Annotated in this window: 23 protein-coding genes; 10 read left to right on the plus strand and 13 right to left on the minus strand. The window is 64.1% G+C overall.

The window, feature by feature from the left end:
• Nucleotides 1-93 precede the first annotated feature (93 nt).
• From ABV518_RS14740 to ABV518_RS14750, 3 genes are all read left to right on the plus strand, one after another.
• Nucleotides 94-1797 carry a DUF4012 domain-containing protein gene (locus tag ABV518_RS14740; RefSeq protein ID WP_367767977.1) on the plus strand — a complete coding sequence of 568 codons (1704 nt, stop codon included), beginning with the start codon at nucleotides 94-96 and terminating at the stop codon, nucleotides 1795-1797.
• A 180-nt stretch (nucleotides 1798-1977) separates the two neighbouring features.
• The gene (locus ABV518_RS14745) at nucleotides 1978-2571 is read left to right on the plus strand and encodes an LPXTG cell wall anchor domain-containing protein (RefSeq protein ID WP_367767979.1); all 594 of its coding nucleotides are present in this window, start codon (nucleotides 1978-1980) and stop codon (nucleotides 2569-2571) included.
• A gap of 327 nt (nucleotides 2572-2898) precedes the next feature.
• Nucleotides 2899-3321, plus strand: coding sequence for a VanZ family protein (locus tag ABV518_RS14750; protein WP_367767981.1), 423 nt, complete (start codon nucleotides 2899-2901; stop codon nucleotides 3319-3321).
• Between the two features lie 52 nt (nucleotides 3322-3373).
• On the opposite strand, the gene ABV518_RS14755 is transcribed toward ABV518_RS14750, so the two are convergent.
• Nucleotides 3374-4783, minus strand: coding sequence for a sugar nucleotide-binding protein (locus ABV518_RS14755; RefSeq protein WP_367768282.1), 1410 nt, complete (start codon nucleotides 4781-4783; stop codon nucleotides 3374-3376).
• Nucleotides 4780-5778 carry a dTDP-glucose 4,6-dehydratase gene (gene rfbB, locus ABV518_RS14760; RefSeq protein WP_367767983.1) on the minus strand — a complete coding sequence of 333 codons (999 nt, stop codon included), beginning with the start codon at nucleotides 5776-5778 and terminating at the stop codon, nucleotides 4780-4782. Before rfbB ends, ABV518_RS14755 begins: the two co-directional genes overlap by 4 nt.
• A gap of 63 nt (nucleotides 5779-5841) precedes the next feature.
• Between rfbB and rfbA the strand changes: the two genes are divergently transcribed.
• On the plus strand, nucleotides 5842-6747 hold the full coding sequence (rfbA, locus tag ABV518_RS14765; protein WP_367768285.1) for a glucose-1-phosphate thymidylyltransferase RfbA: 906 nt from the start codon (nucleotides 5842-5844) through the stop codon (nucleotides 6745-6747).
• Between the two features lie 82 nt (nucleotides 6748-6829).
• Here the strand turns inward: rfbA and galU are convergent, their stop codons facing one another.
• The 9 genes from galU to ABV518_RS14810 all read right to left on the minus strand — a co-directional run bounded on the left by galU (nucleotide 6830) and on the right by ABV518_RS14810 (nucleotide 14992).
• Nucleotides 6830-7720, minus strand: coding sequence for a UTP--glucose-1-phosphate uridylyltransferase GalU (galU, locus tag ABV518_RS14770; RefSeq protein WP_367767985.1), 891 nt, complete (start codon nucleotides 7718-7720; stop codon nucleotides 6830-6832).
• A gap of 39 nt (nucleotides 7721-7759) precedes the next feature.
• On the minus strand, nucleotides 7760-8539 hold the full coding sequence (locus ABV518_RS14775; protein WP_367767987.1) for an enoyl-CoA hydratase/isomerase family protein: 780 nt from the start codon (nucleotides 8537-8539) through the stop codon (nucleotides 7760-7762).
• A 49-nt stretch (nucleotides 8540-8588) separates the two neighbouring features.
• The gene (gene paaE / locus ABV518_RS14780; RefSeq protein ID WP_367767989.1) at nucleotides 8589-9830 is read right to left on the minus strand and encodes a 1,2-phenylacetyl-CoA epoxidase subunit PaaE; all 1242 of its coding nucleotides are present in this window, start codon (nucleotides 9828-9830) and stop codon (nucleotides 8589-8591) included.
• 10 nt (nucleotides 9831-9840) lie between these two features.
• Nucleotides 9841-10347, minus strand: coding sequence for a 1,2-phenylacetyl-CoA epoxidase subunit PaaD (gene paaD, locus ABV518_RS14785; protein WP_367767991.1), 507 nt, complete (start codon nucleotides 10345-10347; stop codon nucleotides 9841-9843).
• A 5-nt stretch (nucleotides 10348-10352) separates the two neighbouring features.
• Nucleotides 10353-11228 carry a 1,2-phenylacetyl-CoA epoxidase subunit PaaC gene (paaC, locus tag ABV518_RS14790; protein WP_367767993.1) on the minus strand — a complete coding sequence of 292 codons (876 nt, stop codon included), beginning with the start codon at nucleotides 11226-11228 and terminating at the stop codon, nucleotides 10353-10355.
• Nucleotides 11225-11605, minus strand: a complete 381-nt coding sequence (gene paaB / locus ABV518_RS14795) for a 1,2-phenylacetyl-CoA epoxidase subunit PaaB (protein WP_367767995.1) — start codon at nucleotides 11603-11605, stop codon at nucleotides 11225-11227. The genes paaC and paaB overlap by 4 nt, the downstream gene beginning before the upstream one ends.
• A complete protein-coding gene (gene paaA, locus ABV518_RS14800) occupies nucleotides 11602-12615 on the minus strand; it encodes a 1,2-phenylacetyl-CoA epoxidase subunit PaaA (protein ID WP_367767996.1) in 1014 nt (337 codons plus the stop codon). The genes paaB and paaA overlap by 4 nt, the downstream gene beginning before the upstream one ends.
• Nucleotides 12616-12971: 356 nt before the next feature.
• Complete coding sequence (locus tag ABV518_RS14805) at nucleotides 12972-13472, minus strand: hypothetical protein (protein WP_367767997.1); 501 nt, start codon at nucleotides 13470-13472, stop codon at nucleotides 12972-12974.
• Nucleotides 13473-13960: 488 nt separating this feature from the next.
• On the minus strand, nucleotides 13961-14992 hold the full coding sequence (locus ABV518_RS14810; protein ID WP_367767998.1) for an aldo/keto reductase: 1032 nt from the start codon (nucleotides 14990-14992) through the stop codon (nucleotides 13961-13963).
• Nucleotides 14993-15072: 80 nt separating this feature from the next.
• Here ABV518_RS14810 and ABV518_RS14815 point away from each other — a divergent pair, with 80 nt between their 5' ends.
• Entirely contained in the window at nucleotides 15073-15528 is a 456-nt protein-coding gene (locus ABV518_RS14815; protein WP_367767999.1) for a DUF1801 domain-containing protein, read from the plus strand.
• A 103-nt stretch (nucleotides 15529-15631) separates the two neighbouring features.
• Here the strand turns inward: ABV518_RS14815 and ABV518_RS14820 are convergent, their stop codons facing one another.
• Nucleotides 15632-15895, minus strand: a complete 264-nt coding sequence (locus tag ABV518_RS14820) for a DUF309 domain-containing protein (protein WP_367768288.1) — start codon at nucleotides 15893-15895, stop codon at nucleotides 15632-15634.
• Nucleotides 15896-16164: 269 nt separating this feature from the next.
• Here ABV518_RS14820 and ABV518_RS14825 point away from each other — a divergent pair, with 269 nt between their 5' ends.
• Both ABV518_RS14825 and ABV518_RS14830 read left to right on the plus strand, forming a co-directional pair.
• Nucleotides 16165-16743, plus strand: a complete 579-nt coding sequence (locus ABV518_RS14825; protein ID WP_367768000.1) for a hypothetical protein — start codon at nucleotides 16165-16167, stop codon at nucleotides 16741-16743.
• Between the two features lie 104 nt (nucleotides 16744-16847).
• A complete protein-coding gene (locus tag ABV518_RS14830) occupies nucleotides 16848-17828 on the plus strand; it encodes a DUF916 domain-containing protein (protein WP_367768001.1) in 981 nt (326 codons plus the stop codon).
• Between the two features lie 16 nt (nucleotides 17829-17844).
• Here ABV518_RS14830 and ABV518_RS14835 read toward each other — a convergent pair whose 3' ends face one another.
• Complete coding sequence (locus tag ABV518_RS14835) at nucleotides 17845-18717, minus strand: NAD-dependent epimerase/dehydratase family protein (protein ID WP_367768002.1); 873 nt, start codon at nucleotides 18715-18717, stop codon at nucleotides 17845-17847.
• A 503-nt stretch (nucleotides 18718-19220) separates the two neighbouring features.
• Between ABV518_RS14835 and ABV518_RS14840 the strand changes: the two genes are divergently transcribed.
• The 3 genes from ABV518_RS14840 (at nucleotide 19221) to ABV518_RS14850 (ending at nucleotide 22228) form a co-directional block, all read left to right on the plus strand.
• Nucleotides 19221-20834, plus strand: a complete 1614-nt coding sequence (locus tag ABV518_RS14840) for a DUF222 domain-containing protein (RefSeq protein WP_367768004.1) — start codon at nucleotides 19221-19223, stop codon at nucleotides 20832-20834.
• 224 nt (nucleotides 20835-21058) lie between these two features.
• Nucleotides 21059-21805, plus strand: coding sequence for an ABC transporter permease (locus ABV518_RS14845; protein ID WP_367768005.1), 747 nt, complete (start codon nucleotides 21059-21061; stop codon nucleotides 21803-21805).
• A 96-nt stretch (nucleotides 21806-21901) separates the two neighbouring features.
• On the plus strand, nucleotides 21902-22228 hold the full coding sequence (locus ABV518_RS14850) for a hypothetical protein (protein ID WP_367768007.1): 327 nt from the start codon (nucleotides 21902-21904) through the stop codon (nucleotides 22226-22228).
• Nucleotides 22229-22289: the final 61 nt, after the last annotated feature.

Below are 22289 nucleotides of genomic sequence, written 5' to 3' on the forward strand. Positions count from 1 at the left end.
CGTCGACGGCGTCAACTCATTGCACTGGCTTCGGCGGGGATTCTGCTGATACTAGGAGGCGCCGCAACGGTCTGGCTAGCGTCCAAGGCCACAATGATTAGCGAGGAACTCACTACTGCGACCATGTTGATTGATCCTCTTAAGGATGCGGTTAGTAGCAACGACCCAGTAACTGCAACTTCGACCGTCGAAAAAATAAAATCCCACACGGCGGTGGCTAAAGAAGCTGCCAGCGACCCACTTTGGTCTCTTGCAAGTTCCATTCCCTGGGTGGGCCCCAATTTCAGCGCGGTAGCGGAGGTGGCCCGTTCAGCTGATGACGTCGCCAACCTCGGGCTGGCTCCACTTGTGAAAGTCTACGACTCGCTAGATTGGAACAGTCTGGTACCTAGTAGCACTGGAACGAATCTGGATTCACTCGAACAGGCTTCACCTTACGTCACGTCGGCGGCGTATGCCGTTCGGGCTTCAGGCGATCGACTAGACAAAATCAACGTGGATAGGCTCCTGCCTCAGGTAGCAGATCCTTTGACGCGTGCGAGACTGCAGCTTCAGGAGGTATCCGGCACCCTGGATGCTGCTGCCAACGCGTCCCAGGTACTTCCGGTGATGCTCGGAGCGAACTCGCCCCGAAACTATTTGCTCATGATCCAGAACAACGCCGAAGCCCGCGCCTCGGGAGGAATTCCGGGTGCCCTCGCGGTGCTAAATGTTGACCACGGAAAGCTAACCCTTGGGGCTCAAAGCAACGCTGCCGAGGTGGGAGTGATGGACCCGGTCATACCGTTGGATCCTGAACAGCAACACATCTATTCAAGCCGCATGGGCAAGTTCATGCAGGATGTCAATCTAACTCCCGACTTCCCAACTGCAGCCAGCACTGCGCAGACGATGTGGGAACGGAAAACGGGACAACACGTCGACGGTGTCGTCTCGATCGATCCCGTAGTGCTGAGTTACGTTCTCGACGCCACAGGACCAGTGACAATCAGCAGTCCAGAGCTCCTCGCAATCACAGGCGCCGGTCTACCAACTGAACTTAACGGCAACAATGTCGTGCAAACACTACTTTCCGACGTTTACGCAAAAGTAGAGCAGCCGAAGCTTCAGGACGCGTATTTTGCCTCGGTAGCTCAAGAAATTTTTGCCGCCCTTTCAGGGGGCAAGGGCGAGGCCAAAGGGATTCTGGACGGCCTCACACGCGGCGTGCAGGAGGGTCGCGTATTGATCTGGTCAGGGCTTTCTGACGAGCAATCAGTTATTGCCAAATATCCCGTGAGTGGTTCGGTAACCGGCGCCAGCGTCTCACCAGCCCAGTTCAGTGTGTACTTCAACGATGGCACCGGCGCAAAAATGGATTTTTACGTCAAACGCACGGTGCAACTCATTAGAGAATGTCCTAAGGATGGCTACGAGCAAACGATCGTCCGCGTAACCAGCACAAACACGGCCCCATCGGACGCTGCAGATTCGTTGCCAGCGTACGTCACCGGGGCTGGAATTTTCGGGGTACCGGCTGGCTCTGTCCAGACGAATATCGTCGCGTATGGTCCCGCGCAAGCCAACATTGAGTCTGCCACTCTGGACGGAAAGAAAACCGAGTTTGCACCGTATCTCCACGGCAACAGGCCTGTAGGCGTCCTAGCCACCAGGTTGGCACCTGGTGAAAGTCGCACCATCGAATTTACGTTCGGCAAGATAGTCCAACACACAGAACCTGACTTGTTTGTCACGCCCACGGTTCAAGACGTAAAAGATGTGATGTTGCCCACGCAAAATTTGCCGTGCGGGCAATAGTCGTAGACAGCGCGTTAACACTATGTAAACCGTCTGGATTGACGTTGCTCGTGGACCGAAGCAGATGGTACCGTCTTTTTGGGATATCTATCCGGCATTTCCGCACAGGTCTCGTGCGGCGAGGAAACCTCCTCAATTCGGGTACATCTAAAAAACTTAAACGTCTCCGGGGGGACACACATGAAAAAGACACTCGCAGCACTCGCACTGGCTGGATCTATCGCGCTTATCGGCTCTGCGCCGGCGATGGCAGCCACCTACCCGCCGCTTCCGCCGCAGGCAGCCGTTTCTGACGGCACCGTTGGCCCGGGCGAATCCTTCGTCTTCCGCGGCCAGGGCTTCCTGGCCGGCGAAACGCTGACCATCACCGTAACGCCCGGCAACCCGCCGGCAGCTACGGGCGCTGGACTCGGCCGCTCAGTGGCAGCAAAGATCCCTGTCTTCCTGGCACCGCAGACGTTCAGCGCAACCGCTGACGCCCAGGGTGCAGTCGCCTTCCCGCTGTCACTCAGCACCGCAGGCACCTACTCCATCACCGCAACGGGAAACACCTCCGGCGTCACCGTCGGCCCCGTCACGGTTGTTGTAGACCCGACCTTCGCTAGCTCAGGCGCTCCGCTCGCCACCACCGGTGGCGGCGCTGCTGGCCTGGCCAACACGGGTGCTGACTCCGGCCTGGTTCTCTGGACCATCGTCGGCGCTGGCGCACTTGCCGCCGGTGCAGCTTCCGTAGTTGTTGTTCGCCGCCGCGCCAAGACCGAGGCAGCTGCGTAACCGCAACACCAACAAGCACCAAAGAGGGTGGGTGGTTCTCCGGGAAACCGGAAAACCACCCACCCTCTGCATTTAAGCTTCGAATACTAATGGAACCGATCAGGTCCGTGGTATCTATTAGAGCTATGGGGAGACATTGGCGCAAAACCCGCTGGCAGTTCGACTTCTCGGTACCCCTGCCCGGCCCTCAAGCCCTCCCCTACGTCCTCCTCGGACTGTTGGCCGCCGCAGCCTTGGCTATGGCCTTTCTCGCCATTCTACGAACGTCCTGAGGCACATTTGAATTTCCTGGCAGACCGCCGCCCGTGGCGCTGGGTTCTCGTTGCCATGCTGATCCCCCTTGCGCTCGTGGCATTCTGGCCCAGCCCAATCGATCAGCCAGTTCAAGGCGACCTTGCACGAATCTTGAAGTTCCTTCACACCCACGGAGTTCCGGCATGGTTCAACTACAAATTCGTGGAGGCTTCCGCCAACGTCGCGCTATTTATTCCATTAGGCGCCGTGTCATCCTTGGCTTTCCCCGACAAGCGCTGGTGGCAGATCGGCTCCTTCGGGCTGATCGTTTCGGGATGTATGGAGCTGGGGCAGCTGCTGTTTCTTGACAACAGATTCGCTACCCTGCAGGACTTGGTCACAAACACGGGTGGAGCTGTAATTGGCGCTATCCTGACGATCTTCATCAAGCGATTTCAGGCCCGCCGCCCGTCAGACAGCTGGCCCGAAGTGCATGACGGCAGGAAAAACCGCTAAGCGAAGCGAGGCCCGGGCTGGTTCAGCCCGGGCCTCGCTTTTATTTCGTTGGTTACTTGCTGTTCTGCAGGTAGCCCTTGAGGCGGGTATCCGCGAGTTCAGGGCGGAAGCCCGTGCCGGTGATCTTTGCAAGGTCCAGCACGCTATTAGAGGGCCGTGGCGCGGCCTCTTTTCCGCGGAAATACTCGGCTGTGGAGACGCCGGTGACGCTGCCCCGCGGGCGGCCCGAAAGTTCGAAGACGTCGGCCGCGACGTCCGCCCAGGACCGGGGCTCGCCGTCGTTCGTCAGGTTGTACGTACCAAACGGTGCCCCGACATCCAGGAGGTGCTTGATCCCGGCGGCAAGGTCTTCCGAGAAGGTCAGACGGCCAATCTGGTCGTTGACGACCGCGGGTGAAACTCCCTTGTCCGCGAGGGACGCCATGGTTCGGACAAAGTTCGGCCCGTCACCAATGACCCAGCTGGTCCGGATGATGTAATGCCGTGGAACCACACTGACGACGGCGTCTCCCGCAGCTTTGGTCTGGGCATAGACTCCCAGCGGCGACGGGCCCTCGGTCTCATCATGTGAAGAACGTGAACCGTCAAAGACGTAGTCGCTGGAGACCTGCACCATCACCAGGCCATGGGCAACGGCGATCCTTGACAGTTCCGCAACCGCGGTGACGTTCAGTGCCCACGCCGCCTGGCGGCCTTCCTCCGTTTCAGCAGCATCAACCGCCGTGAAGGCAGCAGCATTGATGATGGTGGAATACTTCCGCCAGTTCCGGCTGCCAAACGACGCAGGATCCAAGAGATCAAAGCTGCTCCGGTCCGCGAACTCCACGCTCGGATCGCCCGCGTACGCCGACCGCAGCGCCTTCCCAAGCTGCCCGTCAGCCCCAAGCACCAGCGTTTTCTTGGCCGCCATCGGAGTGACCCCCGCCAACCGCGGGTGAGCCATGTCCTTCTCGGACAACTCCGCTTCCTCCAGCGGAATAGGCCAGGAGATGCCCACGGTTTCGTCAGCGAGATTCACGAACGTGTACTCCGCATCGGCGGACCAATGATCATTCACCAAATACACGTAGGACGTGTTGTCCTCCAGCGTCTGGTACGAGTTCGCCACGCCGCGCGGAATGAAGATCGCCTTGCCGGCATCCAGCTCAGCCGTGAACACAGAACCAAAAGTCGGACCTTCGCGAAGATCCACCCAGGCACCAAAAATGCGGCCAGTCGCCACGGAAACAAACTTGTCCCACGGTTCGGCATGAATCCCCCGGGTCGTACCGGCTTTGTCGTTATACGAAATGTTGTTCTGCACCGGGCTGAAATCAGGCAACCCGAGCGCCATCATCTTCTCCCGCTGCCAATTTTCCTTGAACCAGCCACGGTTGTCGCCATAGACCGGGAGGTCGAAAAGCAGCATGCCAGGAATGGGCGTCTCCGTGGCAGCGAGCTTTTTTTGGAACTCCATGCCTATTGGCCCTGCACTTTGTATTTAGCCTCAGTTGCGGCCTTCTGCGGCCGCCACCAGTCCTCATTGTCCCGGTACCAGGCGATGGTGTCCTCAATGCCGGCATCGAAGTTCGAAAACTGCGGTTCCCAGCCCAGCTCCTCGCGCAGCTTCGTGGAGTCAATCGCATACCGCAGGTCATGGCCCGGCCGGTCAACAACGTGGTCGTACGCGTCCGGGGACTGGCCCATGTGCTTGAGGATCAGCTCCACGACGTCCTTGTTGTTCTTCTCCCCATCAGCACCGATCAGGTACGTCTCCCCAATCCGGCCCTTGGCGATGATCGCCAGGACAGCCGAGGAATGATCGTTCGCGTGAATCCAGTCACGCACGTTCTCGCCCTTGCCATAGAGCTTGGGGCGGATCCCGTCGATCACGTTGGTGATCTGACGCGGAATGAACTTCTCCACGTGCTGGTACGGGCCGTAGTTGTTCGAGCAGTTGCTGATGGTCGCCTGCAGCCCGAAGGAACGCACCCAGGCACGGACCAGAAGGTCAGAACCGGCCTTCGTGGACGAATACGGGCTGGACGGGTTGTACGGGGTCTGCTCAGTGAACCGCTCCGGGTCATCAAGCTCCAGGTCCCCGTAGACCTCATCAGTGGAGATGTGGTGGAAACGCTTATCGTGCTTCCGGGCCGCCTCGATCAGCGTGTACGTGCCGATAATGTTCGTATCCAGGAACGGCCGCGGGTCATGCAACGAATTGTCATTATGCGACTCAGCAGCATAGTGAACAACAACATCATGAGCCGCGACCAGCTCGTCCACCACTGAAGCATCAGCGATGTCACCTTGGACAAACCTAAAGCGGTCTTCCGGCAGACCCTCAAGGGACGCGAGGTTGCCGGCATAGGTCAGCCTGTCCAGCACGGTTACATGATTGCCTGTGTTTTCCAACACATAGTGGACAAAATTGGAACCAATGAATCCGGCACCGCCGGTAACCAAGAATTTATGCATACAATCATCGTTTCACAACGACATCATTTGGATGAATTTGTAACGGGCCGCAAAATTATCTTTATGCGCGGAATAATCCTCGCCGGGGGAACCGGTTCACGTCTTCATCCAATCACTCTGGGGATCAGCAAGCAGCTGGTCCCGGTCTACGACAAACCGATGATCTACTATCCGTTGTCGACACTCATGCTGGCGGGAATTCAGGACATCCTGATCATCACCACGCCCCACGACGCCGAGCAGTTCCAGCGCCTACTAGGCGATGGCAGTCAATTCGGCGTCAATATCACCTATACCCAACAGCCTTCACCTGACGGACTGGCGCAAGCGTTCATCCTGGGAGCGGAACACATCGGCGACGGACCGGTCGCTCTTGTCCTGGGCGACAACATCTTTTACGGCCAGGGGCTGGGCACCCAGCTGCGGCGCTTCAAGAATATTGATGGCGGCGCCGTGTTCGGCTACCGGGTCCAGGACCCGACGGCATACGGCGTGGTGGAATTCGATTCCTCCGGAAAAGCAATTTCCCTCGAGGAAAAGCCGGCCAAGCCAAAGAGCCACTTTGCCGTACCTGGCCTGTATTTCTACGACAACGACGTGGTTCAGATCGCCCGCGACCTGAAGCCATCACCGCGCGGCGAACTTGAAATCACTGACGTCAACCGTGTGTATCTTGAACGCGGCAAGCTGCAGGTGGAAATCCTGCCCCGCGGAACCGCCTGGCTGGACACCGGAACCTTCAATGACCTTAACGAAGCGTCCGAATTCGTCCGCACCGTTCAGCACCGCCAAGGCCTCTCGATCGGATGCCCCGAGGAAATCGCTTGGCGTCTGCGTTTCCTCAGCGATGACGAACTTCGGGAACGGGCGGCTCCGCTCGCCAAGAGTGGCTACGGGAAATACCTTCTGGATCTCCTGGCAGAAGGCCTCGATGCTTCATCAGAAAGGCTGCAGCTGGTCCACCGCTAACCTATTTCGGACTGCCCAAGGAATCAGAAAGGCCCGTCGCTTACACGCGACGGGCCTTTTCAATAGCCATAACGTAAAAACGTTAGCTGACGAAGCCCTTCATCCAGGTCTTCAGGTCCTCGCCGAACTCAACGCGTTCGGAGGCGAGGGTGATGACGGCCTTGAGGTAGCTGAGCTTGTCGCCCGTATCGTAACGGCGGCCCTTGAACACCACGCCGTACACGCCCGAGCCTTCGCCCTCACCCGCGGCCAGGGTCTGCAGCGCGTCCGTCAGCTGAATCTCTCCCCCGCGGCCCGGTTCGGTCTTCTCCAGCACGCCGAACACGGACGGGTGCAGGACATACCGGCCGATGACGGCCAGGTTGGACGGCGCCTCGCCGACGGCCGGCTTCTCCACCAGGCTGTTGACGCGGACGTAATCCTCGCCCTCGATTGCCGTGATGTCAGCGCAGCCGTAGGCGCTGATCTGGGACGGATCCACCTCGATCAGGGCGATGACAGAGCCACCGGTTTTCTGCTGCACCTCGATCATGGTGGTCAGCAGCGTGTCGGCTTCATCGATCAGGTCGTCGCCCAGCAGAACTGCAAAGGGCTCATCCCCCACGTGCTGGCTGGCGCACAGCACCGCGTGGCCCAGGCCCTTGGCTTCGCCCTGGCGGACGTAGTGGATGGGGCCCAGCTGGGATGCGTACTGCACGGACTCCAGGCGCTCTTTGTCGCCCTTTTTCTCCAGTGCAGCCTCCAGGCCGGGTTCGCGGTCAAAGTGGTCTTCCAGGGCGCGCTTGTTGCGTCCCGTGATCATCAGCAGGTCGGTGAGGCCGGCGCTGACAGCTTCCTCCACGACGTACTGAATAGCCGGGCGGTCAACCACCGGCAGCATTTCCTTCGGCATTGCCTTGGTGGCGGGCAGGAATCGAGTTCCCAATCCGGCAGCAGGAATGACGGCTTTGGTCACAGATTTCCCCATAGTCATAGGTGAACCATACAAATGAGGGCCCGACCTTAGCAATTGCTACCCCGTAAACTCTGGGTTTCGCTTTTCCTGGAAGGCCCTGAATCCTTCGGCATAATCAGCTGTTTTGCAAAGCCGTGCCTGCTCTGCATTTTCCTCTGCCATGGCGTCCCAAAGGCCCAGCCGCTGGTCCCGGATATGCGCCACCAGTTCCTTACTGGCCTTGAAAGCGCCCGTGGCACCGGTTGCCACCTTCGACACAATTGCCCGGGTGTTTTCCAAGAGTTCATCCGCGGGCATGGCCCTGCTGAACAGCCCCTGCGCCACGGCGTCCGCGCCGCTCATCAGCTCGGCCGTGTAGATCAGGTCCAGGGTGCGGTGCATGCCCAGACGCTCGGTGAAGTACCAGTGCCCGCCCGAATCCAGCGTGGCGCCCAGCTTGGCGAACGGCGAGCCGAACTTCGCGTTCTCCGCCACGTACACCACGTCCGTGGCCAGCAGCAGGCCCAGACCCACCCCTAGGCAGGCGCCCTGCGCCGCCGCGAAGGTCGGTGCCGGGAAGGCCGCCATCTTCTGCAGCAGCGGCTGCACCAGCCCGCCCAGGTACGCGGCGGCGTCGTCGGTCTCCGGAGTGACGCCGGAGATGTCCCGGCCGGCACAGAAGGCGCGGCCCTCTCCCCTGAGGAGCAGCGCCCGGACCTCACCGCGTGAGGCGGCGGCAGCGGCGTCGTCGTACGCCTGTGTTAAATCCTTCAGCGCCTGCTCATCCAGCGAGTTCAGCTTCTGCGGCGCGTCCAGCACTACCTCGGCGACGCCGTTGCTGATGGAGAGGGAAATCATGGGGCTCCTTGTTGGGTTCTGGGTCTCGACAGGCTCGACCACCGGGGCTTTACACGTCGAAGTCGACGGTGACTTCCTTGCTGGTGGGGTGGCTCTGGCATGTCAGGACGTAGCCCTTGTCCAGTTCATCCTGCTCCAGCGCGTAGTTCTCGTCCATGGTCACGCTGCCGGTGACCACCTTGGCCCGGCAGGTGCCGCACACTCCCCCGGCGCACGCGAACGGCACATCCGGCCGAACCCGCAGCGCGGCGTTCAGGATGGACTCGCGGGCGTGCGTGGGGCTGGCCACCTCGCCCTGGAGGCCGTCCAGCTTGAACGTGATCTTGTACGTCTCCTTGGACTCGTCCACCACCACGGGACGGCCGGCGTGGCCCTCCGGCCGATCCGGCTTCCCGGACGTGAACAGCTCGAACCGGACATGCTCCGGCTTCACGCCGCGCTCGGCCAGGGTGTCCCGGCACAGCTGCACCAGCTCGAACGGCCCGCACAGGAACCACTCGTCCACATCGTCCGCGTGGATGGCGGTGCCCAGCAGCTGCTGGAGCTTCTCGGCGTCGATCCTGCCGGACAGCAGCGGCGCAATGCGCTGCTCGCGGGACAGCACGTGGTGGATGGCCAGCCGCTGCGGGTATTTGTCCTTCAGGTCCGCGAGCTCCTCCAGGAACATCACGTCCATGGCGGCCTTGTTGGCGTAGATCAGGTCGAAGCGGGTCTCCGGGTTGGCGGCCAGCAGCGTCCGGGCGATGGCGATCACCGGGGTGATGCCGGACCCCGCCGCGATGGCCACGAAGCTGCCTCCCCCAATCGAGGCAGTTTCCCCCGCCAGGTCCTCCGGGTGGTTCATCGAGTTCATGACGTTCTGCTCCACCCGCTTGCCGTCCCGGCCGTGCTTGGACACAAACGCGCCCATGGGGCTCATGACGTCCAGGGTGTCCCCGACCTTCAGCTCCGCGTTGGCCCAGGTGGAGAACAGCCCGCCCAGGTCCTTCTTCACGGCCACCCGGATCTCGCTGCTGCCGTCCGCGAAGCTGCGCGGCTCGGCGCAGATGGAGTAGCTGCGGCGCACCTCGTGCAGTTCGCCGTTCTCATCCGGGAGTGTGGTGCGCAGGGCCACGTACTGGCCGGGCAGGTAGTCGAACTGGCCGGCGAGCTCCGGCGGGACGCCGAAGGTGACCTCGATGGCGTCCTCGGTGAGCCGGCGGACCTCCGCCACGGCGAGGGTGTGGAAGGACGGACGACGGCGGCCGGTGGCCTGCGCCGATTCGGCGGCGGTCTGGCGGACAACAGGCATGGGGGCTTCCTTACAGGACTTTGAAGTAGTCGAACGGTTCCAGGCAGTCCTTGCAGACGTACAGCGCCTTGCAGGACGTGGAACCGAAGCGGGTGAGTTCCTTGGTGTTCAGGCTTTGGCATTGCGGGCACTTGACGGCCATTTGCAGCCGGATGGGGCCGGCGTGCCGGGCGGCCGCTGCCATGCCCGACGGCGGGGCGATGCCGTACTCCTGCAGCTTCTGTTTTCCGGCGTCCGTCATCCAGTCCGTGGTCCAGGCCGGGGCGAGGACCAGGTCCACGTGCACGCTGGCGTAGCCCTCCCTGGCGAACGCTGCTTTCAGGTCATCGCGGATGGCGTCCATCGCCGGGCAGCCCGAGTAGGTGGGCGTGATGGTGACCGTGACTTCGTCATCTTCTACCGTGACTGCCCGCAAGATGCCGAGGTCCTCGATGGTGAGCACCGGGATCTCGGGGTCGCACACCGTGGCGGCGATGTCCCACGCCTTTTGCTGCTGTGTCAGTTGCTCGACGGCCACGGCGGTCACCAGCTTGCTCCGGGATGCTCGCGGGCCAGGACCTGCATCTCCGCGAGGATGTAGCCCAGGTGCTCGGAGTGCTGGCCGCGCCGGCCACCGCCCGGTGCTGCGGGAACGGCCGGAACCTCCAGCCCGGCTTCCGTGAGGACCTCGCCGGTAAGGCGGTCAAAGTCCTCCCTGAAGGAGGAAGGCACGACGGCGGCACCGGCCTCGGCGAGTCGGGTCACCAGTGCGTCGTCCTCGAAGAGTTCGCCCACGTAGGGCCAGACCAGCTTGAGGGCGTGGATGATCCGCCTGCGGGATTCGTCCGTGCCGCCGGCCAGGCGCAGGATCCACTGGGCACTGTGGTCCCGGTGGTAGTCCACTTCCTTGACGGCCTTGGCGGCGATGGCTGCCAATGTGGCGTCTGTGGATTCGGTGAGCCGGCGGTAAAGCTCGAACTGGTAGTAGCTCACCACGAACTGGCGGGCGATGGTCACCGCGAAGTCGCCGTTGGGCTGCTCAAAGAGGTGGGCGGAGCGGAACTCGTGCTCGCGGCGGAAGTAGGCGAGGTCGTCCTCGGACTTGTCCCAGGCGCCGCCGGCGTAGGTCAGGAAGGAGCGGGCGTGGCCCAGTTGGTCCAGGGCGATGTTGCCCAGCGCCACGTCCTCCTCCAGCTCCGGAGCGCGGGAGATCCAGTGGCCCAGGCGCTGTGCCAGGATCAGGGCGTCGTCGCCCAGACGGAGGGCATACTCGGCCGCGTCCTCGGTGGGCTTGACCAGCCCGGTGCGGACCTCGAGTGCGATGTCCTCCGGGCGCAGGGCGTTGCCGGGCGTGATGCGTGTGGCGGAGGCGTTGGAGTCGCCGCCGGCCACGCCGGTGGAGATGTCGCCGTGGCTCACAGGTGCTTCACCCCTTCGCTCTTGGTGTAGTACGTGGCGTGCCGGTAGTCCTTGCCCTGTGGGGACTCGAAGAACGAGCCCTTGGAGTCCGGGTCGCTGGCGGCAATGGCGTCGGCCGGGACCACCCAGATGGACACGCCCTCGTTGCGGCGGGTGTAGAGGTCGCGGGCGTTGCGCAGGGCCATGGCGGCATCCGGAGCGTGCAGGGACCCGGCGTGGACGTGGGAGAGGCCGCGGCTGGACCGGACGAAGACCTCCCAGAGGCCCCAGGCGTTGCCGGTTTCGGTGGTTGACGGGATTTCGACAGGCTCAATCACCGGGCTCACCGGACCGGTGGTTGAGCCTGTCGAAACCTCCGGGTTGTTTGCGTCACTCATGCTGCGAATTCCTTTGTCTTCATTGACTGTTTGTGTGCGTAAGCCGCTGCTGCCTCGCGGACCCAGGCGCCGTCGTCGTGCGCTTCCCTCCGGCGCTCGAGCCGCTGCGCGTTGCAGGGGCCGCGGCCGGCGAGGACCTCGTGGAACTCATTCCAGTCCAGCGGGCCGTGCTCCCACTTTTTGGTGTCCTCGTTGAAGCGGATCTCGCTGTCCGGGAGGGTCAGGCCCAGCACGCGGACCTGCTCCACCATCATGCCGACGAACCGGCTGCGGAGTTCATCGTTGCTGAAGCGCTTGATGTTCCAGGCCATGGACTGCTTGGAGTTGGGCGAATCGTCGTCCGGCGGGCCGAACATCATCAGGGCCGGGGCGTACCAGCGGTTCACGGCGTCCTGGGCCATCTGCTTCTGCTCCGGGGTGCCGTTGGAGAGTTCCAGCAGGATCTCGAAACCTTGGCGCTGGTGGAAGGACTCCTCCTTGCAGACGCGGACCATGGCGCGGCCGTACGGACCGTAGGAGGCGCGGCACAGCGGCACCTGGTTGCAGATCGCGGCGCCGTCCACCAGCCAGCCGATGGCACCCATGTCCGCCCAGGTCCGGGCCGGGTAATTGAAGATGCTCGAGTAGCGGGCCTTTCCGGCGATGAGGTCGGCCATCATCTTGTCGCGCGGCTGGCCAAGCGTTTCGGCGGCCGAGTAGAGATAGAGCCCGTGGCCGGCCTCGTCCTGGACCTTGGCCATGAGGATGGCCTTGCGCTTCAGGCTGGGAGCCCTTGAGATCCAGTTGGCCTCGGGCTGCATGCCGATGATCTCGGAGTGCGCGTGCTGGGAAATCTGGCGCAGCAGGGTCTTGCGGTAAGCGTCCGGCATCCAGTCTTTGGGTTCAATGCGGGAATCCTCCGCCATGACCCGGTCAAAGTTCGCCTGGCCGTCCGCCGCGCGCCGGGCCTGTTCCGCCGCCGCTTCCGGGGATAGCTCAGCGGGCACTGACTGCAGATTCTGCGCTGCCATGGTTGCTCCTATGCAAAGGCCTTCAAGGGACTAATTTATTTACCGACCGTTCGTTCAGGATATGCGGAAGGTTCGGAGGGCGTCAAGCAGCGGGCCCCCACCCACCACTCACCCACCCGCACCACCGACCCCACCCACCGGCACCACCGCGCCACCCACCACGGACGCTCTCGCAGTACCTGCAGGTTTTTGGGCAACGGTCTATCACTTCCTGTGCCGCCGGATGACATGACCAGAACGAGGAATGAGATCTCGGCGCTAAGGCCAAGGCGTAGCGCCGAGACCTCACCCCTCAAAGGTGGCCCGGCCGCCGTCGGAAGCTTCCAGCGCCGCGACGTCGTCCACCGGGACGTGCTTCAGTGCCCCGTACGGGCCTTGGCCGTGTGCTTTGCGCGCCGCCGCCTTCGGGTGAAGAGGAAGATGAGCCAGCCTCCCAATATCACGATGATCCCGAGCAGGGCCTGGAGGGGCGGAGCCATTTCCTTGATCCAGTTGGTGACCACGTACATCAGCCCGATCTCCACCATGATGGTTTCCCTGTAGGTCTCCACGGTGATCGTCCCGCCCTCCGGATCCGGGGCCAGCAGGCGGAGCACCATCTCATGCTCTCCGGACTCGTAGGCGGTGAGGTGCCAGGCCCACTCCCCGGCCCCTTTTCTGGGAATGGATATGAGCTCGCTGCTTGACCGCTCGATCATCACTCCCCCGCTGCTGGTGAGATCGGCGCTCATCCGCTCACAAATGGGAGGCTGGCGCCGGGTGGGCTCCCCCGTTCCGGGAAGGCCGGTGGCGGGATCCACCGGTGACGTCGAGAGAGCCACCCGCACCACGAATTCGACGACGTCTCCCTGCTGCAAGGGGGACGGCGGCCGGAATGCCAGTTTCCCTTCGAAGCAGCGATCCAGAATTTCCTGGCTGCGTTGCCCGGGCGGCTCCGTGGGCGTTGCACTGTCGGAAGGTTCCGGGGGCGGAGTCGCGGTGGGCACGCGGGTTGGGGTAGCCGACGGTTCGGGTGGAGGCGTTCCAACCGTGGGGAAAGGATCCACCGGGACGGTTTCAGACGGCTCTGGCACGGTCACTGTGGGGCTGGGAGGACCGGGATCACCCTCGGGCGTGCACGACAGGAGTCCCATCATGATCGCTATCGCGGCAACAAGGGCCAACCACCCGTGACCCGCACGTCGATCAGCCATGTTTCCTCCGACCATTGAGCGAAACAAGGACACAACTCGCTCAATAGTGGCGGACAGGGCGTTACGCCCGCGTTACCGGCTCCCTGCTACCCAGGTGAGTGCCGCCGTCGTGCGTTCCGCCCCGGTTCCTCAGCGATCGGAGGCTCCCGGGGCTACCGTCCCCCTTCGATCTTCCGGCCGCGCTGCTCCTGCGCCATTGGCCCGTAGGGATAGACCCCGAGCTGGGGCGCGCTGGCGTCCGTTAACGCCTCGGTTTCGTCCGGGGTGAGCCGGAGGTCCGCGGCGGCAAGGTTGTCCGCCAGCTGCTCCGTGGTCCGGGCACCCAGGATCACGGACGTGACGGCGGGCCGGTCTGCCAGCCATGCCAGGGCCACCTGGGAGGCGCTGACCCCGTGGGACGCCGCGGCGTCTTCCACGGCGGCGATGACGGCCCAGGTGCGCGGATTGTCATTGCGGGCCTGCCAGGCCTCCATCCCGCGCTTGGGGTTCTCGCCAAGCCGGGTGGCGCCGGTGGGAGGCTGGTCCTTCTTGTACTTTCCCGACAGCCAGCCGCCACCCAGCGGGGACCACGGCAGCAGGCCGATCCCGGCGTCCAGGGATGCCGGGACGATCTCCGCTTCGATGTCGCGGACCAGCAGGCTGTACTGGGGCTGCATGGTCACCGGCTCATTCCAACCGTGTGCACGGGCAACGTGGACCGCCTTGGTCAGCTGCCAGCCGAGGAAGTTGGAGAACCCGTAGTAGGCGATCTTGCCGCTGCTGACGGCGTCGTGCAGGAACCGGAGCGTCTCCTCCAGCGGGGTGATGGGGTCCCACGCGTGCATCTGGTACAGGTCAATCTGTTCGACTCCCAGGCGGCGGAGGGAACTGTCCAGGGCGCGGGTCAGGCGGCGGCGGGAGGTCCCGACGTCGTTCGGTTGCGTTCCCATCGGAAAGCGGCCCTTGGTTGCGATCACCACCCGGTCCCTTGCGTCCGGCCGTTCGGCCAGCCAGCGGCCGATGATCTCTTCCGAGGTGCCGGCGCTGTAGACGTCGGCGGTGTCGATGAAGTTGCCGCCGGCGTCAAGGTAACTGTCCAGGATGGCATGGGACGTTTCTTCGGTGGCCTCGGCGCCGAAGGTCATGGTGCCGAGCGCGTAGTTCGAAACCACGGCGCCGCTGTTGCCCAGTGTTCTGTATTGCATGATGCTCCTCAGTCTTCGGTGCGGGTTTTCCTGGCCGGGCGCGTGCCGCCCGCCGCTGACAGTACGGAATAATGCACTCCATGACCAGCAGGGACACCGGTAAAGGCGAAACCGCCATCACGCTGCCGGAAGCCATGACCGGCAAGGCAAGCCCCGCGAAAGCGGCGGTCGGCGACAAGCCGGTCTTCGCATACATCGCCAGCCTGCCGCAGCCGCAGCGCGGCATCGCCGAAACGGTCGATGCGCTGGCGGCAAAGACGCTGCCCGGCCTCCAGCGCTCCGTGAAGTGGGGCATGTCGTACTACGGCGTCGGCGACGGATGGTGCTTCAGCTGCGGCGGTTTTGCTGGCCACGTCAAGCTCATGTTTGTGAACGGTGTGGCGCTCGAGCCTGTACCTCCGGTGACACCGGTGGGGATGGGCAAGTCGACGCGCGGCGTGGAGCTCGCATCCGTGGACGACATCGACGAACGCCAGATCGCGGAGTGGATGAAACAGGTCACGTCCGTGCCAGGCGTCGGGGGCAAGAAGCGCTGAACCGGAGGCCTGCCTCCGAGGCAAACGCCCGCTGACCCGCCCAGGTGCGTGCCGCCGTCGTGCGTTCCTGCCCGGTTCCTTCCGCAATCGGGTGGCCGCCATCTCAGGGGCCGGTGCGCGTCCGGTCACGTGCGCAATTGACGACGGCGGGCAAGTCGAGCCCGTAGGTCGGCCCTTTGCCGGAACCATATTCCGCCAGTCTGGCCGCACCGTGCTCGACGAGCCGGAGCGCGCCAACGCTGTTGCCCCGGGCGGCGTGCGTGAGCCCGACGCAGATTTGGGCGAGTCCCTGCCAAGGGACCCCAATGCCATGGCCCGGCCCTTCGAAGAATCCCCTATGCAGTCCCCGGTCGGGAGTGCCGGCCAGCGGCTAGCGTACAGTGACACATACACACCACATCGTTGGTGGCGTTCGTTCATGGTGGGGGCTACAGAACGAATTCCTTATTGCTCTCACGTAAGACCAGTGCCTGTCTGCGGGCCGGATGTGGGAAGCTGCGGGTTGTTCAACCCGCCCTCGGATCCTCGCTATCCCGTTGGATCTTCACCCTGCGCGGTCTGGCGTATCTCATTCACTCTGTCGTGCCACATCGCGGCCCGTGCTCTTGGCGTGCCCACAACCTTTGGAGAAATCCCATGCGCAAATTCATCAAGGCCGCAGGCGTCCTTGCCGCCGCCGGCATCCTGCTCACCGCGGTCCTGCCGGCTGCAACGGCGGACACGGTCGATTCCACCATTTCCGGTGGATCCCTGACGTCCACCACGTCCGGGGCGAACCTGAGCGGTGTGACCCTCGATGGAACCGACAAGGCTGCCACCGGAACGTCCTCGTCCCCGTGGAGCATTTCAGACTCCCGCGGCACAGGCCAAGTGTGGACGTTGTCAGTTACCGCCACAGTCCCCACCAGCCCGGCCGGAACCGTTGAGACAACGGCTCGCACCATCCCCGTTTCCAACCTGACCATCACCCCTGGAACAGTCACCGCCGGGTCCGGCGCCGATCCCGTCGCCGGCATCAGTGCACCGGCCCTGGCAATGTCAGGGTCGGCCCAGGCCCTCGTCACGTCGGGGGGAGCCAACAGGGGAACCTACGCGCTAACGCCCACCTACAGCCTGGCCGTCCCGGCAAACACCTACCGGTCGAACTACACTGCCGCGGTTGGGTCCACTCCGCTTCTGCCCTACGTCTCCACCCTCACGTACACCATCTCCTAGAGCCCCTGCGCGCCCGCCGGATGTTCTCTCCCGAGGAGGACAGCCGGCGGGTGGCACCCCCACCCCAGCAACGGGCAATGCGGCCGCTGTTCTAAGGACCCTCCATGACGATTCTCATTCCCCGACCCCGACGGGCCCTGAGCACTGCCCTGATGACCGCGGCGCTGGCCCTTTGCCTGCTTGCCGGTTCCGGACCGGTGGCGGCGGTCGACAACGGGGCCCTGGGAATCCGGCCTGCGAACGAGTCCGACTTCTTCCACATCTCCCTCTATCCCGGGGCAGCGCTCGAGGCAACCGCGATCGTCACCAACCACACTCAGGCTGCTGTGACGCTGCTGAACTACCCGGTGGACGCCACCAGTACCCCGCAAGGTGCCTTCGCGCTGGCCAACCAGGACGAGCCGCGTCCCGGCGTGGGCGGCTGGGTCCAACTGCCAAACGACCACATCACCCTTCCGCCGAACTCAGAACTGAGGGTCCCCTTCAGGATCAGCGTCCCCGCCGGAACCCCACCGGGAGACTACGCTGGCGGGCTGATCATCCAAAGCCCCCCGGTCCAAGGCAAAACCTCCACCGTGGCTGGAGACACAGCCGTGCGACTGGACGTCATCCAGCGTCAGGGAGTCCGCATCTACCTCAACGTCGCAGGCACCGCCGTCAGCACACTCAAACACGGCGGCCTGAGCTGGCAGAAGAGCGGGGACTCAGTGACGTTCACCCTGCCCCTGAACAACACCGGCAATACCATCCTGCACCCGTCCGGCACGCTCGATGTCAGCAGCTGGCTCGGAGCGAACACCCACCTTAAATTCGACACACCCGAAAGCATGCTGCCCGGGTCCACGCTCGAACTTCACGCCAGCCTGACACAGGCGCCGGCTATTCAGTCCGGCAGCGCGGCGGCCACCTTCACGTCCGAGGCCGGCACAGAGCATTCCGAGACCAGCGTCGCCTACGCACCCTGGCCACTCCTCGTAGCCGGACTGTTCCTCGTTCTAGCCGCCGCCTACGGTGCGTGGCGGACAGCCCGCTTTGTCCGCCGCGCCCGGCACGCCATCGCCCAGATCAGCACGCCCAGCAGCTGAAGCCGCACCCTCACGCTCAGTTCTCGGTGGGGGTGGTCCTGTTGGGGTGGTAGGTCCGCCAGCTGTGCTCGGGCTCGAAGCCCAGCAGCCTGCGGGCCTTGCCGATGGAGAGCATGGTTTCGTGTTCACCGAGTTCCCTGGTCACTGTGACGTTCGGGAACACCTCGGCGGCGAGGCTCGCGCTCGAACGGCTCATCACGGTGTCCGCGTTGGCGATGATAAAAGCCTCAAAGCCGGGCCGCCCGTTTTCCAGGGCCCGTGCCACGGCCTGGGCCCCGTCCCGGCCGTCGATATAGCCCCACAGGTTCCACTTACGCTCCCTCGCATCGGCATCGAACGACGGAAAGCGTTCGTAATCGGCGGCATCCATCACGTTGGAAAACCGCAACGCCACGATACTCAGCTCCGGATCCCAACGGGTCAGCTCGACGGCCATCTGCTCCTCGAGGTGCTTGACCAGCGAGTACGTGCTCTCCGGACGGGCAGGGTATTCCTCGTCCACAGGGATGTAGGGCGGGTCGACGTCGAACGGCAGCCCCAGCACCGTCTCACTCGAGGCATACACCACCTTCTTGATGCCCGCCCGGCGGGCCGCCTGGAACACGTTGTAAGTGGAGAGCATGTTGTTCTCGAACGTTGCAGCGTCCGGCAGGATGCCCGGCGCCGGGATGGCACCCAGATGGACGACGGCGTCAAAACCCGTGTGCCTGTCATCCAGTCCCAGCAGCACATCCACCACCTGGCCATAGTCCCGCAGATCCACGATGGCCAGGCCCGGGCTCCGGTCCCCCGCACGGTCCAGGTTCAGCACGTGGTGCCCGTCCGCCGTAAGCCTGCGGACCACATGCCGCCCCAGCTTTCCACTACCACCGGTCACTGCAACTCTCATGAACATGCTCCTTCGCAGGCGCGGGGACCTCGGCGGTTCCCGGTAAGGACCTGCTTCGGCGGTTCGATGGCCCATGCGGCACGATGCAAGCCACTGGCAAGCCGGCCCTGGAGGGCATATAGCCTCTTGCTTGTGGGTCCGCTGCGCGGCGCTGGCACTACCGGCGCGTCCGGCAAGGCACTGCGGCTCTCGAGATTCAGATCGTTGATGAGGATGTAAGTAAGTGGCGAGTAATCCATGGTCCTTTTCCTGTCACCCAGCTGCTGGATCCCGGCTCGGGAACCGCTTTCGTGAGGGCGTGTGTACGACGCTACGCAGTTTGTGGGTCCATGTCAGCAGCTTTGCCCAGCCCTGTTTTTCCTAGGACCGCCAGACCTACCTTCGTTGCATAAAACCGCCCTGCCGCGGGTGGCGCGGGTGGCGGTCTCCGGGTATTCGGGCCTCCGGGGCGGCAAGCGTGGTCTGCGGGCAATAATGTCAGACCCTCCCGCCATGATTGGTACATGGGAAGAGCAGCGGTGGCGAAGGCATTTGCGGATATCGACGCTGCCTATGCTGTGCTTTTTGCCGAACTGGACGGGACCGGCTCGGGGGCGGATCCCGATGCCGATCCGTTGCAGGACAGGTCGGATTTTTGCCTGGACATCCTGGCCGGGACGGCCCGGTCGGAGCCGCGGATGGCCGCGGTGAAAGCTCTGGCCGCCTCAACATACGCGGACAATGTCCACGCGATGGCGGCCCCTGATGCGCCGGCGATGCCGCGGGAGGCCTCGGTGGCTGCGGAGATCGCGTGTGTCCTGACGATCGGGCCGCGCGCGGCGAGTGCGTTCCTGTCCGACTCCCATGAGCTGACCACCCGGTTGCCGCTGACCCTGTCCGCACTGCAGGCCGGAACCATTTCCTGGCAGCACGCCCGGGTGATGGTGGACGAAACAGCCAGCCTCGATCCCGCCGGGGCCGCAGCCCTGGAAGCGCACTTCCTGGACCCTGCCGCACCCCACCCGGCCGGTGGCTGCCCTGCCGGGGAAATGCCCGCCTCCCGGTTCCGGCACAAAGCCCGCATCTGGCGCGAACGCCACCATCAGGAGAGCATCGAGGAGCGGCACGCCAAAGGTGTTCTGGACCGGCGGGTCGAGTACACGCCGGACAGGGACGGCATGGCCTGGCTCTCCGCGTACCTGCCCGCAGACCAGGCCGCGGCGACCTGGAACCGCATCACCGCGATCGCCCGGGGCCTGCAGGGACCCGACGAGCAGCGCACCCTCACCCAGATCCGGGCCGACGTCTACGCCGCCGCCCTCCTCGGCGGCGGGCACAGCCGCAGCACCGGCGACGGCGACACGGCCGGCGGCGGCGGCGGCGGCGATGGCCGTGCTTTCGACGGCGACGCCGGCAGGAAAAGCAGCGGCGGGGAGGCGTGGAATCCCGGGCAGGTCCCCACGCCGCGGGCCGAGGTCCTGGTCACCGTGCCGGTGTTTGCGCTGCTCGGCGCCACCGAGGAACCGGCCATGCTCGACGGCTACGGGCCGATCCCGGCATCCATGGCCCGGGACCTGCTCGCCAACGGGGCCGGCTCCTTCCACCGCGTCCTGGTTGACCCGCGCGACGGGGCACAGCTGGAAATCGGCCGGAAGAGTTATCGGCCCACCGAAGCCATGCGGCGCTGGCTGCGGATGCGCGACGGCCGATGCACCTTCCCGGGATGCTCCAACCAGTCCCTGGACAACGAAGCGGACCACCTCCTGGCCTGGGCCGACGGCGGGACCACCGGCGTGTCGAACCTGCGCCAGCTGTGCCCCCGCCACCACCGGCTCAAACACGCCAGCACCTGGACACCCACCCCGGCCACAAAGAACGAACCACCCGGCTGGATCTCACCCAGCGGCCGCCACTACACCAGCGAACACCAGGACTGGGAACCACCAATCCTGCCTAAAGAACTGCAACCGGCAATGGCCCCAAAACCGTCATCCAACGTGGCAGCAAAGCTGGCATCCACCGGATGCGGCCCACCCCCGGCCCCGCCGGACAACTTCCACGGCCACCCGGACCTTGCCCACATCGGGCTCTCCCTGGGAGAGGACGGCCTCGAGCGGTTCCTCCACGCCCACGCCTAAACAGACGCGCTCAACACCCCTGTCCAGCTGCGGTCACCGCCTCCGGCGCTGACCGCCTCTGGCGCTGAGCGGCAGGGTGTTGAGCGGCATGCCCGCTGATCCGCTGTCATATAAGCGTCCCCTTGACGAATCACGAAGGGATTGCGGGTTGCCAGAGAGGGCAAATAAGGGGCGTCCGCGGGCACACTGGCCCAGGCCGCAGCCGGCCTCAGTAAGCTGGCCGGATGATCTCGCTTGCTGATCTGGCACCCACGCTCTGGGCCCTCGCCGTCCTGATCCTCATCACCGTTCTGGTGCTGCGCGTATCCAGGTCAGAAGACTTCGTGGCACCGGCCGTCGCCATCCTGCGCGGAGCCGCGCAGCTGGCACTGATCAGCCTGGTGCTGGGAGGCATCATCACCAGCCCCGTCTGGGTGGGCGTGGCCCTGCTGGTCATGTTCACGGTTGCCGCTGGAACGGCAACCCGAAGGCTGGCCTGGTCCTGGCGGCGGTTCATTGCCGTGGCCACCACGATGGCTGCAGGCATCGTGGTGACCCTCGCCGTGGTGTTCGGCACCGGGGCTATAGAATTCACGCCGCGCTACGTCCTGGCCGTTGGCGGCATCGTGATTGGCAACTCGATGACCATCGCCGTCCTGTCCGGACGCCGGTTCTTCGAAGCGGTCCACGAGCAGTGGCATGAAGTTGAGGGCTGGCTGGCCCTGGGCGCCACCGGCCGCCAGGCCACCCTGGCCCAGGCGCGGCAGTCGGTTCATGCTGCACTGATCCCCTCGACCGACCAAACAAAGACCACCGGCCTGGTCACGCTGCCCGGCGCCTTTGTGGGCGCGATCTTCGGCGGCGCGTCGCCGTTGGAGGCCGGCCGGTTCCAGGTGGTGGTCCTGGCGTCCATCCTCGCCGCCGGGGCGATCACCGCCGTCGCGCTGATCCACACGTTCGGGGCAGTGAAGGTGCGCCCCGACGTGCTGTGATGCGGACACAGAGAAATCATCCGGGCGAAACACCCCGGCAACCTCACCACGGCATGCTTGGCCATACGGGGATACAACGAGTTGGAGGCGACTCACATGGGAACTCAGCGAATCAGCACAGGCCGGATCCATACCGGACCGGTCCAGACGGAACGGGTCAGCACCAACCGGCTGCAGGCCGGCGACTACATCGAGGCGTGGCACAACGGCAAGCTTTTCCACCAAGGCCGGGTGACCGACGTCGTACCCAAACTGGATCTGTTTTGGATCCTGGACGCCCGGACCGGCACCCGCAGGCTGCTCGACCCGGAGGCGCTGGAGATCATCAGGCGCGAGGACATGGCACCGGACGGCGGCGCACCCCGTAACTACCCAGCGGGAGCGCCCAACCGAACCCCTAACGCGGAGCCGATGTCCGCGTGAATTAGGGATATCCACACCGTCCTGCGGGTGTAACGTCGAAAGGGGACTTGGTTTCGGCGAA

The organism is Arthrobacter sp. HS15c (assembly GCF_040812005.1).
Classification (GTDB): domain Bacteria; phylum Actinomycetota; class Actinomycetes; order Actinomycetales; family Micrococcaceae; genus Arthrobacter.